Raw genomic sequence first — 15,561 nt, forward strand, 5'->3', positions numbered from 1 at the left:
GCTTGGCTCCCTTCGGCGCGAAGGGGCGGCAGGCCGCGCAACAAAAGCTTGTCATCCCGGCCCCTCGGGTCGCGCGGAGCGCGCGCCCAAGGGTAAACTCAGCGCAGCGGAGAGCCGGGACCCAGGGGCAACCGCAGTGCGCCGGTCCCTGGGTCCCGGGTCGGCTGCGCCGCCCGGGATGACAAGGTGTTTGGGCTTGGAAGGGTCCTACCCCGCCCAGCCCTTCAGCGCCCCAGTCGCCAGGAGGTAGACCACCCCCGCCAGCAGCACGGCCGTGGTCGCCACGCTGGCCTCGGGGCCGAAGGCGCCGCCGGTCAGCCACCAGGGGGCGCCGGCCACGGGGGCCAGGTCGACGACCAGGCTCTGCACCGCCACCCGGCTGCCGCTGACCTCCAGGCCAAAGCCCACGCCCAGCAGGGTGTTCCAGGCGCTGTGCCAGGCGCAGACGCCCCACAGCGAGCCTTCCTTGATCGCATAGAGGCTGATCATCACGGCAAACAGCAGCAGGTTGGCCAGGGCCAGGACCAGTTCCATCGACGGCTTGATATTGCCGCCGTGCAGCAGGGCGAACAGCAGCGCATTGATCACGATGGCCAGGACCAGGCCGTGGCGAGAGGCCACCAGCTGCATCAGCCAGCCGCGCATCAGCAGCTCTTCAGTCCCGCCCTGAATCATGAAGCCCGCAAAGATGGCCAGCAGGGGCAGGAACAGCACGGGCGAGGGCGCCGTCCAGACGCCCAGGCCCTCGACGCGATAGCCGCCCGCGATCCAGATCAGGCCGATCGTGCCGGCCAGGAAGCCCGCCCCGACCAGCAGGCCGCGCCCGTAGCGGACCAGCGCCCTGCCGTTCAGGCCCAGGGTGGCGGGCGAGCGGCGCTCGAACACCCACACCCAGGCCAGCAGCAGCAGGGCCGTAAAGCCAAAGCCCAGCAGCTGGATCGTCAGCGGCGCCCACTGGGTTTCCAGGTCGGCCTGACGAAAGCCCATCGGCTTGAGTACGCCGAAGATGGTCGCCAACTGGCCGACAATGATGAACAGCACGATCAGCACAATGGCCGCCGCCGTCCAGGTGCGGCGATGCGAGGATGCGCGCGGCGCAAAGAGTTCGATCTTGGTCATGCTACAATGCTGGCGATCAACTCGCCTTACCAATCTGTAATGATTATTTCCAGTCTTGGTATTGGCGGCATAATTGCGGCGATGTGTACTTAAACTTTTTTCATGGTGAAGGTTGGGTTGTAGGCAAAGATCCTCCCCCTGAAGGGGGAGGTGTCGCCCCCGCGAAGGCGGGGGAGACGGAGGGGGTAGTGGCTGCTGACTCGGTGCGGTCTTCCCCCTCCGGCCTGACGGCCGCCTCCCCCTTCAGGGGGAGGATTTACGGGGATACAGCGCTCTCCATCCCCGGCGCATCGCCTGCAAACCCCCGCAACTTCAACACCCTGCAAAAATCTCGCACCGCGCCGTCAGACGCGCTCAAAACGTCCCCCATACTGATCTCACCCAGAGGCAAGGGAAGGGACGTCGGCCGGCGACCTGATGGGCCTTTGGGGGTGGTCGAGCGGGTAGCGTCCCGGCGGCCGTCACCTGGGGCCTCAAGCGCCCGGCTTGCGAGACGTGGTCTGTCCCTCCAGGGAAGGCGGGCGTTTCGGATCGGGGTTTGGGATCAGTTCCTCAGGCGACGTTCCGGCGGAAACGCAGCAGGTCCGGGCTGAAATCGCCTGGACGGTCCGGAGGATGCCAATCCTCCGCCCGCCGGGGGCCTCATTGGGAGCGGGTTAAGACCCCGCGCCCCCAAGGCTCACCGGAAAACGGACTACGCGGAGCGCTCGTCTTCGTCGAAACGGTACTCACGACTAACCTACATCCGGGCGAGGCCCGGGCGCTCCGCGACCCTTCCCAACCCTTCAGCGGTCAGACCGCGTGAGGCGGCGAAGCCGTGCGTCCGCTTTAGTCTTTTGTGTTCACGCGCGTTTCATTCCGAAAACCGGTTCCCACTTTTCGGAACGCGCTCTACAGCGCCTCGAACACCACCACCCCGTCCACCACGGTCAGCACGGCCCTGGCCTTGAGGATCTGCGCCGGGGGGATGGTCATCAGGTCCTGCGAGAAGACGGTCAGATCGGCCTTCTTGCCCGCTTCCAGCGTGCCGCGCTGCGTCTCGGCGAAGGCGGCATAGGCGGGGGCCAGGGTCAGCATCTTCAGGGCCTGCCGGCGGCTGACGGCCTCTTCCAGGTGCCAGTCGGCATTGGAGAAGCCGTCCAGGCTGTGGCGATAGACGGCAGCATAGAACTCGATGCGCGGGTCGCCGACCTCGACCGGGGCGTCCGAGCCGGCGGCGACAACCGCGCCGCTGTCGAGCATGCCCTTCCAGGCATAGGCGCCCTTCAGGCGGTCCTTGCCCAGGCGGGCAGGGGCGAAATAGAGGTCGCCGATGGCGTGGCTGGGCTGCATCGAGGCGATGACCCCCATCCGGGCAAAGCGCGGCATGTCGGCAGGCGAGACCACCTGGGCGTGCTCGATGCGCCAGCGGCGGCCGGTGTCCGAGCCGAGCGTCTCGCCAAACCAGTCCAGCACCATGCGGTTGCCGCGATCGCCGATGGCATGCATGGCCACCTGGGCGTTGACGGCCCGGGCCCGCTGCATCAGGGCCAGGCCCTGGGCGTGCTCGGTCAGGATCAGGCCCTTGCCCTCGGCGTCGCTATAGGGCTCCAGCAGGGCCGCGCCGCGCGAGCCCAGGGCCCCGTCCATATAGAGCTTGATCCCCTGCACCCGGATCAGGCCGGTGGCGTCCTCGAACGGGCCCTTGGCCAGCACCTCGTCGGCGCCGCTGGGGTCCATGTAATTGTCGACCCGCAGGTGAAACTTCCGCTCGGCCGCCAGGCCGTTCAGCAGGGCCAGGTCGGGTGCCGCGACACTGACATTGCCCAGCCCCGTCCAGCCGCGCGAGGCATAGAGGGCGCCGGCCTTCTGCAGGGCCTCGCGCTTGGTGGCGTCCGAAGGCGGGGGGATGACGTCGCGCACCAGGGCCTGGGCGTGGTCGATCATCATGCCGTCGGGCGCGCCGTCGGGACCTTTCAGGATCTGGCCGCCGGCCGGATCGGGGGTGGTGGCGCTGACCCCGGCCTTGGCCAGGGCCGCGCTGCTGGCCACCATGGCGTGGCCGTCGGACCGTTGCAGCACCACGATCCGGCCCGGGGCGGCGGCGTCCAGATCGGCGCGGTTGGGAAAGCGCTTTTCGGGCCAGTGGGTCTCGATCCAGCCCCGGCCATAGATCGCCCCGTCGGGATTGGCGAGGGCGTAAGCCTTCACCGCCGCCACCAGCTCGGCGACCGAGGCGGTCTGGTCCAGATTGAGGGTCATCTCGCGCAGGCCGATGCCGGTCAGGTGGGCATGGGCGTCGACAAAGCCGGGAAAGGCCGCCGCGCCCTTCAGGTCGATATCGCGGGCGTCCTTGGCCGCCCTGGCCCTGGCAGTCTTCAGGTCGCCGACATAGAGGATTGCCTTGTCGCGGATCAGCACCGCCTGGGCGCTGGGCGCGGCATCCACGCCGGTATGGATCGGCCCGCCATGGATCAGGAGGTCGCCGGCCTGGGCCGTGGTCAGGCCGGTGGCGGCCAGCAGGGCAGCGAGGAGGATGCGGCGCATGGGGAAACTCCGGAAGCAGGCAGGACATCCGCAGCCTAGGGCACCCTTGCCGAAGATGGGAAGCTATGGCGTGCTTAAGCCTGAAAGTGACGTGACTTTCACCGGGGCCGGGCGTTCGACCCCTAGCCTGGCGCTGAGGAGCTGATCATGGAGCCAGGCAACACCAGGAGCCGGGTCGCGCGATGGACCCTGGTTTTTCTGGGGCTGTATCTTTTGTCAGCCGTCACCCTGAGTCTCGCCTTGGGCCCCTATCGGCCTTTCGCGGTCTGGCTTGCGGGAGGCTTGTGCTGGCTGGGGGCTGTGCTTCTGAACTCCGGTTCGGGCTTCCTGGAGCTCTTTCGAGGGGAGGAGCCGCCTCCGCCGCCTTCGCCTTCGGGGCCGGCCCGCGTCGAGGCTCTGCGTTGGGCGCTGTGTGGCCTGTTGCTCGCAAACGCTGCCTTGCAGGTCTGGCGCAGCTTTTTCCCGGGAGACTCGGCAATCCGGGTCGCAGGCGTGGCGATCAGCCTTTTCCCGCTGGATTTCCGCCTGACCCACTCAGGGTTTGATCCCCTGGCGGCGGCGATCGGCGTCATTCTGGGCTTCATCGGCCTAGCCGAGCTGCGACTACGCCTTGCCGTTCAGCCAACCCCGCCGGTCGAGAACCTGCCGCCGCCTTGAATTGGCTCCCAGCTCCCTCGAAAGCCGCAACAGGGCTGCTATGATGGCGGCATGACCGGCCAGGCTTTCGCGCTTTTCGACACCGTCATCGGGCGTTGCGGCATCGCCTGGGGGCAGGCGGGCCTGATCGGCATGCAGTTGCCGCAGGCGACGCCCGTCGCCGCCTGGGCAAGGCTGCGCCAACGGTTCCCCGAGGCCGTCGAGGTCCCGCCGCCCCCCGAGGTCGAACGCGTGGTCGAGCGGGTGCTGGGTCTGCTGGCCGGCGTCCGCGACGACCTGGCCGATGTGGCGCTGGACGTGTCGGGCGTCTCGCCCTTCAACCTGCGGGTCTACGAGATCGCCCGGTCCATCGCGCCGGGCCAGACCTGCACCTATGGCCAGGTGGCGCGGGCCATGGGTGAGCCTGGCGCGGCGCGGGCGGTGGGCAAGGCTCTGGGCGAAAACCCCTGGCCCATCGTGGTGCCCTGCCACCGGGTGCTGGCCGCTTCGGGTGGAATGGGCGGCTTTACGGCCGATGGCGGGGTCTCGACCAAGGCGCGGCTGTTGACGCTGGAGCGAGCCACGACCAGCGCGGTTCCGACCCTGTTTGACCTGGAATTTTCGGTGGCACCGGCCAGGCGCGGCTGACGCTCGCAACGGGCGTTAACGGCGAACGCCGTTCTGGCGAACAGGGGCGAAACGAATCATGACCGAATCAGCGACGTCCGCGAATTCGACCTTTGTTCCCTACAAGCTATTGTAGCTTAACTCCGATTAACCACAAACGGGTCTCTGGCCCGGCTAGTTTTCAGCAGGCGGGCAGGTGGCGCTGATCCGCCTGGCGCTGAGCGAGGCGGCCATGGGCAGGCCGGTTACGGTCTTGCCGCTGACGTCGAGCTTGAAGCTCTCGGGCGTATAGGAGCCCTTGGCCGTGACGGGCGCGCTGCGGCCCTTCTTGTCGGTCCAGACGCCCTTGAGCGCGATCTTGCCGTCACGGACCACGCGGGTGTCATAGGCGCAGGTGTAGCGCTTGAGGCAGATGCCGCGGTTGAAGTTCTCGACGTCCTTGGCGGTCAGGCAGCGGCGGTCGCTGTCGACGGGAATCGGTCCGATCCGGGTCTTGTATTCCCACTGGCCCGTCAGGATCGTGGTCGCAGCCCGGGCGTCGCCGTTCTGGGGCGCGGCCAGGGCGAGCGCGCCGCCGGCGACCAGCAAACCGCAGGCAGCGACGGCGGACGCAGCGACGGGGACGAGCAAACGCATGGGATTCCTTCTCCTAAGCATGGGCCCTATATAGAGAGCGCAGATGAACCGCGCCTGATAGCGATGTTTGGGCGCGGTAAACGGCGGCGCGGCTTGACTCGGCAAGCCCCCTTCGCCTATATCGCCCGCTCTCGCGCGGCGGTCCGCCGTTCGCGCCGAATTCATATTGCGGAGCCGTTGGCTTCGCCCAGCCAAGGTAACGTCATGTCGCGCCGCTGCGAACTCACCGGTATCGGTCCGATGGTCGGCCACAATGTGAGCCACTCGAACATCAAGACCAAGCGCCGCTTCCTGCCGGCCCTGTCGCCCGCCACCCTGGCGTCCGACTCGCTGGGTCAGACCTTCAAGCTGCGCATCAGCAACGCCGCCCTGCGCACCCTGGACTTCAAGGGTGGCCTGGACGTGTTCCTGCTGAACGCCAAGGACGAGCAGCTGTCGCCGCGCGCCCTGAAGATCAAGTCGCAGGTCAAGGCCAAGGCCAAGGCCGCCGCCGTGGCTGTCGCCGCCTAAGGCTTTCAGCCTTTCGAATCGGGAAAGCCCGTGAGGAGAAATCCTCGCGGGCTTTTTCACGTCTGGTGCCTGAGCTGGCCGGCGGGGTCCAGACAAGCAAAACCCGGCGCGACTGAGCCGCGCCGGGTTTGAAAGCTTGGTACTGAGAAGAGAGACGGGTCGGCTTAGCGCGCCGCGACCATCGCGCCCGACGAGACCGGCTGGGCGGTGTTATAGGCGGTCAGGGCCGGGCTGTTGATCTTGGCGACGGCTTCGTTGACCGAGGCACGAACGCAGGCGGGGTACAGGTAGCCGGCGAGGGCTTCGCCGCGAACGTCCTGCCAGCAGACGGTGCTGGCGGCCTTGACGATGTCGGTACGGATCTGTTCGGCCGACTTGCCGGCGACCTTGACGCGCAGTTCAGAGGCCGAGGCGGGGGCAGCGATGGTCAGGGCGATGGCCGAAACGGCCAGAGCGATGGTACGGATCATGTGATTTAGTCCACGAAAGGGGGTTGGGTTCAACCTCCTCCCGACGCGTTCCTCTGACGGTCCGTCCGGTCTCGCCGCTTGTCCGTCGAAGAAAAGCCATAGCGTTGCTTTTTTGACTGATCAACGGTTATGTTGCGATGCACACAAGATTGTGGCCGGCGCCCACAAACCGGGCGGTGCGTCGCCCACGGCCCTGCATGGCCTGGTGAATGATCCGGAAAGCTGGATTCTCTAAGCGGCGCTAGAGCGCGTTCCGAGAAGTGGGAACCGGTTTTCGGAATGAAACGCGCGTGAAAACAAAAGACTAGAGCGGATGATCTGATTCCATCAGATCGCAACCCGCTCTAGCGCTTGCGAACCGGCTTCTTGGCCTTGGGCGGAGCAGGCGGCGGCGGTGGCGGCGGGGTCCAGTCGAAGGCCATCAGCAGGGTCCGCCCGCCGGGCAGGGCACCGTCATCAGACAGCAGATAGACCCGGGTGGCGCCCGACGGCGCGCTGCTCAGCACGACGCCCTCGAAATTGTCGCGGGTGGTCGAGCCATCGATATGCAGACTGGCGATCTGGACCTGCCGGTTGGCCGGTGCCGTGGGATCGGCAACGAACCGCAGGATCGCCCGCCAGCCCCGGATCGGGTCGAAGCCCCGGTGCAGGGTGGCCACAGCCTTGCCGTTGAAGGCGGTCATGGCGGTCAGGCCCCAGGTGAAGTCGGGGCCCGACTGCGGCGCGATGGGCTGGCAGGTGGCCGCGAGTCGGCAAAGCCAGGCCTCGCCTTCCTCGCCGCCCACCAGATAGGCGTCGGGTCCGGCTACGGGATAGGCGGCCAGCGCCTCCATGCCTTCGTTGTTGGGGAAGACCGTCGCGGGGGCCGGTGCCCGGCGCGGAACGCCCCAGCCGCCGCCGGGCAGGGCGGGATAAAGCCAGATGCGGTGGTCGCGCTCGAAACTGACCAGCCGGTCGCCGTTGGCCAGGATCGCGATCCCCTCGGCGTCGGCCTGCTCCTTGCCTTGCAAGGCCTGGCCGTCCAGGCCGCGCAGAGGCTCCAGCTTGCCGTCGGTCAGGCCGACCAGACGGCCGGCCTCATCCAGCTTGATGCGGGCTTCGACGCGGTCGCCGTTATCAGTGATCGCCACCAGGGTTCCGTCGGGCGCGATGGCCATGTCCGACAGTCCATGCAGGCCCTCCGTATCAGGGCTGGTGATCGCTATCCCGCCGGCGAAGGTGAAGCCCTCCAGTACGGTCTTGCCGGGATTGCCGGCGTCCAGCGGCACGGGAACGGCCTGCAGGGTGATCTGCGGTCCCGCCTTGACCGGTGCGACCGGCAGGGCCGGCGGCGGCGCGGGCTTGGGCGCGCAGGCGGCCAGCGTCGCCAGAGACAGCGCCAGGGCGGTCAGCGACCGGACGTGGATCACGCGGGAACCTTGCGTGCCGCCTTCGGGGCGGAGGGCTGCACGGTGGGCAAAGGCGCCAGCAGGCCGCGCGCCTTCTTCATCGCGCGGGGCTCTTCCTCGAACAGCGCCGCCAGCTGCTCGACCAGAACGCCGCCAAGCTGCTCGACATCGACGATGGTGACCGCGCGGCGATAATAGCGCGTGACGTCGTGGCCGATGCCGATGGCGATCAACTCGACAGGGCTCTTGCCCTCGATCTCGGCGATGACCTGACGCAAGTGGCGCTCCAGATAGTGGCCCGAATTGACGCTGAGGGTGGAGTCATCCACCGGCGCGCCATCAGAGATCACCATCAGAATGCGGCGAGCTTCGGGCCGGCCGATCAGGCGCTGGTGGGCCCACATCAGGGCCTCGCCGTCGATGTTTTCCTTCAGCAGCCCCTCGCGCATCATCAGGCCGAGGTTCTTGCGCGCCCGCCGCCAGGGCGAGTCGGCGGCCTTGTAGATGATGTGGCGCAGGTCGTTCAGGCGACCCGGCGCAGGAGGCTTGCCCGACTTGACCCACTCGTCACGACTGGTCCCGCCCTTCCAGGCCCGCGTGGTAAAGCCCAGCACCTCGGTCTTGACGCCGCAGCGTTCCAGGGTGCGGGCCAGGATGTCGGCGCAGACGGCAGCGACCATGATTGGCCGGCCGCGCATCGAGCCGGAGTTGTCGATCAGCAGGGTCACCACGGTGTCGCGGAACTCCTGGTCCTCTTCCTGCTTGAACGACAGAGGCGCGGTGGGGTCGATGATCACCCGGGTCAGGCGCGCGACGTCCAACATTCCTTCTTCCAGATCGAAGGTCCAGGCGCGGTTCTGCTGGGCCAGCAGGCGGCGCTGCAGCTTGTTGGCCAGTCGCGAGACGACGCTGGAGAGGGCGCTGAGCTGCTGGTCCAGATAGGCCCGCAGCCGGGTCAGTTCCTCGGCGTCGCAGAGCTCCTCGGCCGGCACCACCTCGTCATAGGCGTTGGTGAAGATCTTGTAGGCCGGTTCGCCGGGCTGGGCGGGGCCGGTGTCCGGACGAGCGGGCTTGGCACCGTCGCCCATTTCGGGCGCTTCGTCGGTGTCTTCGGCCTCGCCCTCCTGCTCGGACTGGACCATCTCCTCGTCGCCGGCCTGGGTCTCGCGGTCGGAGGATTCGGTTTCCTGGGGGGCGGAGCCTTCGGACTGCTCGCCTTCGCCCTCACCCTCATCGTCGTCCGAGGATTCAGTCGGCTGGTCCTGCTCGCCGTCGTCCTCGTCGCTGCTCTCGGTGGCCTCGGACATCTCTTCGCCCAGGTCCAGATCGCGCAGGATCTCGCGGGTCACCCGGGCAAAGGCGGCCTGATCGTCGATGGTGGCGGCCAGACGATCCAGGTCCTTGCCGGCCTTCATCTCGATATCGTTGCGCAGGATGTCGACCAGGGCCCTGGCACCCTCAGGCGGGGCATCGCCGGTCAGGCGCTCGCGCACCAGCAGACCCAGGATCTCGGCCATGGGCGCTGACTGGCGGTCCATCGCCACATTGCGGGTCAAGCCCTGCTTTTCGAGGCGCGCTTCGAGGGCGGCGGTGAGGTTGCCGCGCACCCCGCCCATGGCATTGGCGCCGATGGCTTCCAGTCGTGCCTGCTCGATGGACTCGAACGCCGCCTGGCCGTCGGGCGAGGTGGGGCGGGCCCGGGCATGGGCGACGGCGTCGTGGTGGGCCAGGCGCAGGGCCATCTGGTCGGCCAGGCCCCGGATGCGCGCGGCCTCTTTGCTGTTGAGGTCGCGCGGCGGGTGCGGCAGCACGGCGCGCTTGCCCATCAGCACAGGGCCGTCGCCCGAGAACACGACCTCTAGGTCGGGCATTTCGGCAAGCGAACGCGCAGCGTGCGCCAGGGCGCGCTTGAAGGGTTCGGTCGGGCTTTCGGGCTTGGAGGCCATGCTTACGGGTTACCGGCGGAAGGCGGCGAAGACAAGGAACGCAGCGCGTTCTGGCGGGTTGTTTTCTCAGAAGCGCTGCTGGCTTCCCAAACAAGGAAACGCGCCATGCTGAAGTGGGCCATCATTCTCGCCGTCGTCGCCCTGATCGCCGGGGCGCTTGGCTTTTCGGGCATCGCCGGCGCTGCCGCCGGTGTCGCCAAGATCCTGTTCTTCCTGTTCGTGATCGGTTTTTTGATCGTGCTGCTGCTGGGCGCGACCGTGTTCAGGACCGTGGCGAAGTAGCTCAGGATTTGCGACCTCCCCGGCCTTGGCCGGGGAGGGGCCGGTTCAGCGCGCGGCCGCATAGGCCTTTGACTGCTCGCCCACCAGGGTGACCAGATCGCCCATCGTCAGGTTCACGTCGATCAGGTGCAGGCCCCAGTCCTTCAGGGGCTGGCCGAAGACCAGGATGTCGCCGGTGATGTCGTCGACGCGCGGATCGGCCGGGTCAGCGTTCACATCCACCGACAGATAGGTGAAGTCGCCCGCGCTGACGCAGCGGCCCGACACCAGGCCCGGCGCAGAAACAAACGGCGTCGTCACCTTCAGGTTCTTGGCCCACGGCTTGGGCGTGGCGGCCGAGGAGCCCATGCCCTCAGCGCTGAAATAGGCCTGTAGGGGCACGGCGTCTGACTGGGTCTTGCCGGCGACGAGGGCGGCGGGATTGACGCAGGCCGAGCGCAGGCCTTGCGGATCGGTCTTGCCAAAGCGGCTTGTAGCCGGCGGCGGCGAGGCGCTGCGGAACGACACATAGGACACCACGCAGCCGGTCTGGTCAGCGCTGGCGCAGGACGGGATCGAGCCGTACTTGCCTGCCGCATCGACCGGCGTGTTCATCCCCAGGACCAGGGCCGAGACCATCTGCTTCTGGGCGGGCTTGCCGTCGATCTCTTCGGTCAGCAGCTGCAGCAGCATACGCGAACCCTGGCTGTGACCGATCAGGACGACGCCACGGCCCTTGTTTTCCTTGGTCAGATAGTGGTTCCAGGCGTCGCGGACATCGCCATAGGCCAGGGCGGCATCGCCCCCCTGACCACCCATCATCACCTTGCGCAGGGACGCCAGGGTGATCTGGCGATACATCGGTGCATAGAGTTTGCACTGGCTGGCGAACCTCGCCAGCTGCTGATCGACCACCGAGCGCTCGGCTTCGTCGATGGTCATGTCGCTGTTGGCGCCGGGGTCGGTCGACACGGTCGGATAGACATAGAAGCAGTCGATGGCCGGTGCGACGGCGGGCTTGAAGGCCTCGGTCGTGGTCTTGCCGTCGGCCGCCACGATCGTGGTGGTCTGGTCGGCGGCGCAGGCATCGTTGCGGCCGGGCAGGCACAGCCAGTTCTCGCTCCTGGCGTAGTCATTGGCGGGCGCGGCCGGCGTCTGGGCGCAGGCGGCGCTGCCCAGCAGCAGGCCGGCCGTCAGACCCAGGGTGGCCAGAGTGATCTTTGACATCGTTTCCCCACTTCGCACTCAAACGCTTGTTTGGGGTGAGGATGCGGGAAAGCGGGGTGAGCGCCAATCCCCAAAACACCGGGCAGACGCTAAGGCCAGGCGGCCATCGCCGGCCTTGGCCCGAAGCTTGCGGCGCCGGGGGCCTGTCGTCTCACAGCGGCACAGTCCTGCTTTCCAGAACGACCCAAGGCGTGACCATGACCTTCAAGACCCTTCTGTTCGTTGGTGCCATGGCCGCCGTGGCCGGTGTCGCCGCGCCTGTCGCGATCACGCCGGCTCTGGCTGACGGCTATCCCGCCTGCCAGTGCAAGCCCGCCAAGCCGGTCGCCAAGGCCACGGTCAAGCGCAAGGCGGTCAAGCGCCGTCCCGCGCCCGTGAAGATCGTCTATGTCGACCGCCCGGTGGACCGTGTGGTCGAGAAGGTGGTCGAGCACCGCGTCGAGGTGCCCGTAGATCGGGTGGTGGAAAAGATCGTCGAGAAGCCGGTCGAGCGCATTGTCGAGAAGCGTGTCTATGTGGATCGCCCCGTAGATCGTCCGGTGGATCGCATCGTCGAGAAGGTGGTTGAACGCCGGGTCGAGGTTCCCGTCGATCGCGTGGTCGAAAAGATTGTCCGCGTCCCGGTGGACCGGGTCGTTGAAAAGGTCGTTGAGCGCCGTGTCGAGGTGCCGGTGGACCGGATCGTCGAGAAGGTGATCCGGGTTCCGGTCGAACGCATCGTCGAGCGTCCGGTCTATGTGGATCGCGTGATTGATCGCCCCGTCTATATCGAGCGCCCCGCGCCCGAGCCCGAGCCGCGCCGCGTCTATGTCGAGCGCGTCCGGCCGATGCCGGTCCATGACTGCCATTGCGAGGTCCGCGCCCCAGATGAGCGTTTTCATGACGAGCGCTCCTATGACGAGCGGTCTTATGGCGGCAGCCAGACGACCTACGAGAGCAGCGCCGTTTCCGAGAGCGCCTCTTACGAGTCCAGCCACAGCGGTTACGGCTATCAGGGTGGCACCTCGTATGGCGGCGCGTCCTATGGCTATGACAACGGCGTCGGCGGCGGCTTCTACGGCTCCAACGCCCGCTACGGCGTGGGCGGCGGCTGGCGTCCGCAGGGCGGCCCCGTTGTGCCGGTGTCGGGATATGACCTGCCGCAGGGCCATGGCATGGGCGTCAACGGCATGACCAGCGGCGCGTCCTCGTCCAGCTGGTCCGCGTCGGGCGAAAGCTCGGCCCGTCGCGGCGACCGTTACGGTCACTAGCCTCGCAGGGCCTCAGACCGGCAGCCAGCGGCGGGGAAACTTGTCGCCCAGGGCGCGGGTCTCCCCCGGCTTGAGGCCCAGCTCGACCATCCGGTAGGCGACGATTTCGCGCAGGGCCTCGACCGGTTCGACGCCCCGGAACGGGCTGGATGCCACGGCCCCGGCCTCCAGGGCCCGGTCCACGGCCGACCACTCGGCCTGGGCACGGTCGGCCTTGCCGACCCCGAAATAGTGGCGGACTGGATAGGGCTCGCCTGCGACCTCGACCATCACGCCGACGACCCAGCCTTGAACGATCAGATCGGCATCGGGGCGCTGGCGGAACATGGCTGCTGCTTGGCCGGGTGCGGGGGCGGCGTCAACCGGCATGGCAGAAAGCAGGAGCTCACGGGTGTTGTTTCAGGTCTTGTGCGCGCCTAGGCTGCATTTGGTCCTGAGGGGGCGTTATGCGATCTGTCATTCTATCGTTTCTGCTGGCGACCCTGGCGGTGGAACCCGCCTTCGCCCAGCGCTACCAGCCTCCGGCTAGTCCACTCTATCAACCGCTGAAGCCGGCGACGGAGCGCGCTTTGACCCGTGCCCGGCACCTCGACCACGACAAGGCCCATGCGGCCGCCATCGTCGAATATGACAAGGTCCTGGCGCTCCAGCCGCAATTCGCCCGGGCATTGGCTGAACGCGCGTTCGTAAAGGAGAGCCTTGGCGACTACGAAGGCGCGATGCGGGATCATGACGAGGTTCTTCGTCTGGCGCCGGACCGCCCCAACTCCTGGAGCCATGCGGGCTGGATACGCGCCCTGCGGAATGTCGAGCTTGATGAGGCGCTGGCCTATTCGCAAAAGGCGGTGGCGCTGGAACCTGGCGACGATCCCGTCGATACGCGTGGCTTCGTGCGTTTTCGCCGGGGCGAATGGAAAGAGGCTCTCGCCGACTACGACGCCGTTCTGAAGGCCTATCCTAAGTCTGCCACCACGCTGTACATGCGCGGTGTCGTCAAGGCTCGCATGGGCGATGCGGCGGCCAGTGAAGTTGATCTCCAGCGAGCCCGTAAGCTCGACAAGAACATCGAAGCTGTATGGCTGCGGCGCGGCGTGACGCCCTGAACGTGCTGGACGCCACCTCGACCATCACGCCGACGACCCAGCCTTGAACGATCAGATCGGCATCGGGGCGCTGGCGGACAATGGCCGTCGCCTCACGCCACACTGACCAAAGAAAAAGGGCGGAACCTTGCGGTTCCGCCCTTCTCTTGTTGGTTCAGCGAGCGCTGACCGGATTTCTTAGAAATCCATGTCGCCCATGCCGCCCATGCCGCCGCCCGGAGGGCCACCGGCGCCGGCGCCCTTCTTGGGGGCCTCGACGATGGCGGCTTCCGTGGTGATCAGCAGGCCGGCCACCGAAGCGGCGTCTTGCAGAGCGGTGCGGACAACCTTGGCCGGGTCGATGACGCCGTCGGCGACCAGGTCGACATACTGCTCGGTCTGGGCGTTAAAGCCGAACGAGGCGCTGGTGCTTTCCAGGACCTTGCCGACCACGATCGAGCCTTCGACGCCGGCGTTTTCGGCGATCTGACGGATCGGAGCCTGCAGGGCGCGACGGACGATGGCGATGCCGGCGGTCTGGTCGGCGTTGTCGCCGGTCAGGCCCACCAGGGCTTGCGAGGCCTTCAGCAGGGCGGTGCCGCCACCGGGGACGATGCCTTCGTCGGCGGCCGCGCGGGTCGCGTTGAGGGCGTCGTCAACGCGGTCCTTCTTTTCCTTCACTTCGACTTCGGTCGAGCCGCCGACGCGGATCACGGCAACACCGCCGGCCAGCTTGGCCAGACGCTCTTGCAGCTTTTCCTTGTCGTAGTCCGACGTGGTGTCTTCGATCTGGCGCTTGATCTGGGCGATACGGGCTTCGATCGCGTCCTTCTCACCGATACCGTCGACGATGGTGGTGTCGTCCTTGGTGATCGAGACCTTCTTGGCCTTGCCGAGCATTTCGAGCGAAACGTTCTCGAGCTTGATGCCCAGGTCTTCCGACACGACTTGCGCGCCGGTCAGGATGGCGATGTCTTCCAGCATGGCCTTGCGGCGGTCGCCGAAGCCCGGAGCCTTGACGGCGGCGACGCGCAGGCCACCGCGCAGCTTGTTGACCACCAGGGTGGCCAGGGCTTCGCCCTCGACGTCCTCGGCGATGATCACCAGCGGACGGCCCGACTGGACGACGGCTTCCAGCACCGGCAGCAGCGGCTGCAGCGAGGAGAGCTTCTTTTCGAACAGCAGGATGAGCGGCTCTTCGAGCTGCACTTCCATCTTGTCGGGGTTGGTGATGAAGTAGGGCGACAGGTAGCCGCGGTCGAACTGCATGCCTTCGACGACGTCGAGTTCGGTCTCGGCGGTCTTGGCTTCTTCGACGGTGATGACGCCTTCGTTGCCGACCTTGTCCATGGCCTTGGCGATCATGTCGCCAACTTCCTTGTCGCCGTTGGCCGAGATGGTGCCGACCTGGGCGATTTCAGCGTTGGTGGTGACCTTCTTCGACGACGCCTTGATCTCGGCGACGACGATGGCGACGGCCTTGTCGATGCCGCGCTTCAGGTCCATCGGGTTCATGCCGGCGGCGACCGACTTGAGGCCTTCCTGAACGATGGCTTGCGCCAGAACGGTGGCGGTGGTGGTGCCGTCGCCGGCCTTGTCGTTGGTCTTGCTGGCGACTTCGCGGATCATCTGCGCGCCGAGGTTCTCGAAGCGGTCAGCCAGTTCGATTTCCTTGGCGACCGAGACGCCGTCCTTGGTCGAGCGCGGGGCGCCGAAGGACTTTTCGATCACGACGTTACGACCCTTGGGGCCGAGGGTCACCTTCACCGCGTTGGCGAGGATGTTGACGCCGCGCAGCATCTTGTCGCGCGCGTCCGAGGAGAAATAAACGTCTTTAGCGGCCATGTGTATGAGCCCTTCTTAAAGAGAAATTGGAGTTGGAA

15 protein-coding genes and 2 pseudogenes are annotated in these 15,561 nt (G+C 67.0%); 7 read left to right on the plus strand and 10 right to left on the minus strand.

The features are described from left to right. Positions 1–46 precede the first annotated feature (46 nt). Positions 47–166: pseudogene (locus tag ACW179_RS08615) on the plus strand (hypothetical protein); the annotation flags it as partial. Positions 167–207: 41 nt separating this feature from the next. Here the strand turns inward: ACW179_RS08615 and ACW179_RS08620 are convergent. Together ACW179_RS08620 and ACW179_RS08625 are read right to left on the minus strand one after the other, a co-directional pair. Then, the gene (locus tag ACW179_RS08620) at positions 208–1,119 is read right to left on the minus strand and encodes a CPBP family intramembrane glutamic endopeptidase (RefSeq protein ID WP_492063884.1); all 912 of its coding nucleotides are present in this window, start codon (positions 1,117–1,119) and stop codon (positions 208–210) included. Positions 1,120–2,010: 891 nt separating this feature from the next. Beyond that, the gene (locus ACW179_RS08625; RefSeq protein WP_492063886.1) at positions 2,011–3,645 is read right to left on the minus strand and encodes an amidohydrolase; all 1,635 of its coding nucleotides are present in this window, start codon (positions 3,643–3,645) and stop codon (positions 2,011–2,013) included. Between the two features lie 492 nt (positions 3,646–4,137). Here ACW179_RS08625 and ACW179_RS08630 point away from each other — a divergent pair, with 492 nt between their 5' ends. After that, on the plus strand, positions 4,138–4,302 hold the full coding sequence (locus ACW179_RS08630; RefSeq protein ID WP_492063888.1) for a hypothetical protein: 165 nt from the start codon (positions 4,138–4,140) through the stop codon (positions 4,300–4,302). Between the two features lie 51 nt (positions 4,303–4,353). Beyond that, a complete protein-coding gene (locus tag ACW179_RS08635; protein ID WP_492063889.1) occupies positions 4,354–4,929 on the plus strand; it encodes a methylated-DNA--[protein]-cysteine S-methyltransferase in 576 nt (191 codons plus the stop codon). A 153-nt stretch (positions 4,930–5,082) separates the two neighbouring features. Here ACW179_RS08635 and ACW179_RS08640 read toward each other — a convergent pair whose 3' ends face one another. Continuing rightward, a complete protein-coding gene (locus ACW179_RS08640; RefSeq protein WP_492063890.1) occupies positions 5,083–5,544 on the minus strand; it encodes a DUF3617 domain-containing protein in 462 nt (153 codons plus the stop codon). 204 nt (positions 5,545–5,748) lie between these two features. Between ACW179_RS08640 and rpmB the strand changes: the two genes are divergently transcribed. Next, on the plus strand, positions 5,749–6,054 hold the full coding sequence (rpmB, locus tag ACW179_RS08645) for a 50S ribosomal protein L28 (RefSeq protein ID WP_492063891.1): 306 nt from the start codon (positions 5,749–5,751) through the stop codon (positions 6,052–6,054). 164 nt (positions 6,055–6,218) lie between these two features. Here the strand turns inward: rpmB and ACW179_RS08650 are convergent, their stop codons facing one another. The 3 genes from ACW179_RS08650 to cobT all read right to left on the minus strand — a co-directional run bounded on the left by ACW179_RS08650 (position 6,219) and on the right by cobT (position 9,858). Continuing rightward, positions 6,219–6,524 (minus strand): hypothetical protein, encoded by a 306-nt coding sequence (locus ACW179_RS08650; protein WP_492063892.1) that lies wholly within the window; start codon positions 6,522–6,524, stop codon positions 6,219–6,221. 344 nt (positions 6,525–6,868) lie between these two features. Further along, complete coding sequence (locus ACW179_RS08655; RefSeq protein WP_492063893.1) at positions 6,869–7,933, minus strand: esterase-like activity of phytase family protein; 1,065 nt, start codon at positions 7,931–7,933, stop codon at positions 6,869–6,871. Continuing rightward, the gene (gene cobT, locus ACW179_RS08660) at positions 7,930–9,858 is read right to left on the minus strand and encodes a cobaltochelatase subunit CobT (protein ID WP_492063894.1); all 1,929 of its coding nucleotides are present in this window, start codon (positions 9,856–9,858) and stop codon (positions 7,930–7,932) included. The genes ACW179_RS08655 and cobT overlap by 4 nt, the downstream gene beginning before the upstream one ends. 105 nt (positions 9,859–9,963) lie before the next feature. Here cobT and ACW179_RS08665 point away from each other — a divergent pair, with 105 nt between their 5' ends. Beyond that, the gene (locus ACW179_RS08665; protein ID WP_492063895.1) at positions 9,964–10,140 is read left to right on the plus strand and encodes a DUF1328 domain-containing protein; all 177 of its coding nucleotides are present in this window, start codon (positions 9,964–9,966) and stop codon (positions 10,138–10,140) included. 45 nt (positions 10,141–10,185) lie between these two features. Here the strand turns inward: ACW179_RS08665 and ACW179_RS08670 are convergent, their stop codons facing one another. After that, positions 10,186–11,346 carry a DUF3089 domain-containing protein gene (locus tag ACW179_RS08670; RefSeq protein WP_492063897.1) on the minus strand — a complete coding sequence of 387 codons (1,161 nt, stop codon included), beginning with the start codon at positions 11,344–11,346 and terminating at the stop codon, positions 10,186–10,188. 197 nt (positions 11,347–11,543) lie between these two features. Here ACW179_RS08670 and ACW179_RS08675 point away from each other — a divergent pair, with 197 nt between their 5' ends. Further along, positions 11,544–12,596, plus strand: a complete 1,053-nt coding sequence (locus ACW179_RS08675) for an IMCp domain-containing protein (RefSeq protein WP_492063898.1) — start codon at positions 11,544–11,546, stop codon at positions 12,594–12,596. Positions 12,597–12,608: 12 nt separating this feature from the next. Here ACW179_RS08675 and ACW179_RS08680 read toward each other — a convergent pair whose 3' ends face one another. Further along, positions 12,609–12,923 carry a hypothetical protein gene (locus ACW179_RS08680; protein WP_492064276.1) on the minus strand — a complete coding sequence of 105 codons (315 nt, stop codon included), beginning with the start codon at positions 12,921–12,923 and terminating at the stop codon, positions 12,609–12,611. 119 nt (positions 12,924–13,042) lie between these two features. On the opposite strand from ACW179_RS08680, the gene ACW179_RS08685 reads away from it, so the two are divergent. Next, positions 13,043–13,699 (plus strand): tetratricopeptide repeat protein, encoded by a 657-nt coding sequence (locus ACW179_RS08685; RefSeq protein ID WP_492063899.1) that lies wholly within the window; start codon positions 13,043–13,045, stop codon positions 13,697–13,699. A 13-nt stretch (positions 13,700–13,712) separates the two neighbouring features. Here ACW179_RS08685 and ACW179_RS08690 read toward each other — a convergent pair. Beyond that, a pseudogene (locus tag ACW179_RS08690) lies at positions 13,713–13,781 on the minus strand (hypothetical protein); the annotation flags it as partial. A 95-nt stretch (positions 13,782–13,876) separates the two neighbouring features. Continuing rightward, entirely contained in the window at positions 13,877–15,523 is a 1,647-nt protein-coding gene (gene groL, locus ACW179_RS08695) for a chaperonin GroEL (protein ID WP_492063900.1), read from the minus strand. Positions 15,524–15,561: the final 38 nt, after the last annotated feature.

The organism is Caulobacter sp. AVps18, assembly GCF_058681425.1.

Bases quoted from the DNA above. Each gene is read 5' to 3' on its own strand.
- ACW179_RS08635 (WP_492063889.1), top strand. From the start codon at position 4,354: ATGACCGGCCAGGCTTTCGCGCTTTTCGACACCGTCATCGGGCGTTGC.
- ACW179_RS08640 (WP_492063890.1), bottom strand. From the start codon at position 5,544: ATGCGTTTGCTCGTCCCCGTCGCTGCGTCCGCCGTCGCTGCCTGCGGT.
- ACW179_RS08650 (WP_492063892.1), bottom strand. From the start codon at position 6,524: ATGATCCGTACCATCGCTCTGGCCGTTTCGGCCATCGCCCTGACCATC.
- rpmB (WP_492063891.1), top strand. From the start codon at position 5,749: ATGTCGCGCCGCTGCGAACTCACCGGTATCGGTCCGATGGTCGGCCAC.
- cobT (WP_492063894.1), bottom strand. From the start codon at position 9,858: ATGGCCTCCAAGCCCGAAAGCCCGACCGAACCCTTCAAGCGCGCCCTG.
- ACW179_RS08685 (WP_492063899.1), top strand. From the start codon at position 13,043: ATGCGATCTGTCATTCTATCGTTTCTGCTGGCGACCCTGGCGGTGGAA.
- ACW179_RS08680 (WP_492064276.1), bottom strand. From the start codon at position 12,923: ATGTTCCGCCAGCGCCCCGATGCCGATCTGATCGTTCAAGGCTGGGTC.
- groL (WP_492063900.1), bottom strand. From the start codon at position 15,523: ATGGCCGCTAAAGACGTTTATTTCTCCTCGGACGCGCGCGACAAGATG.
- ACW179_RS08675 (WP_492063898.1), top strand. From the start codon at position 11,544: ATGACCTTCAAGACCCTTCTGTTCGTTGGTGCCATGGCCGCCGTGGCC.
- ACW179_RS08665 (WP_492063895.1), top strand. From the start codon at position 9,964: ATGCTGAAGTGGGCCATCATTCTCGCCGTCGTCGCCCTGATCGCCGGG.
- ACW179_RS08625 (WP_492063886.1), bottom strand. From the start codon at position 3,645: ATGCGCCGCATCCTCCTCGCTGCCCTGCTGGCCGCCACCGGCCTGACC.
- ACW179_RS08620 (WP_492063884.1), bottom strand. From the start codon at position 1,119: ATGACCAAGATCGAACTCTTTGCGCCGCGCGCATCCTCGCATCGCCGC.
- ACW179_RS08670 (WP_492063897.1), bottom strand. From the start codon at position 11,346: ATGTCAAAGATCACTCTGGCCACCCTGGGTCTGACGGCCGGCCTGCTG.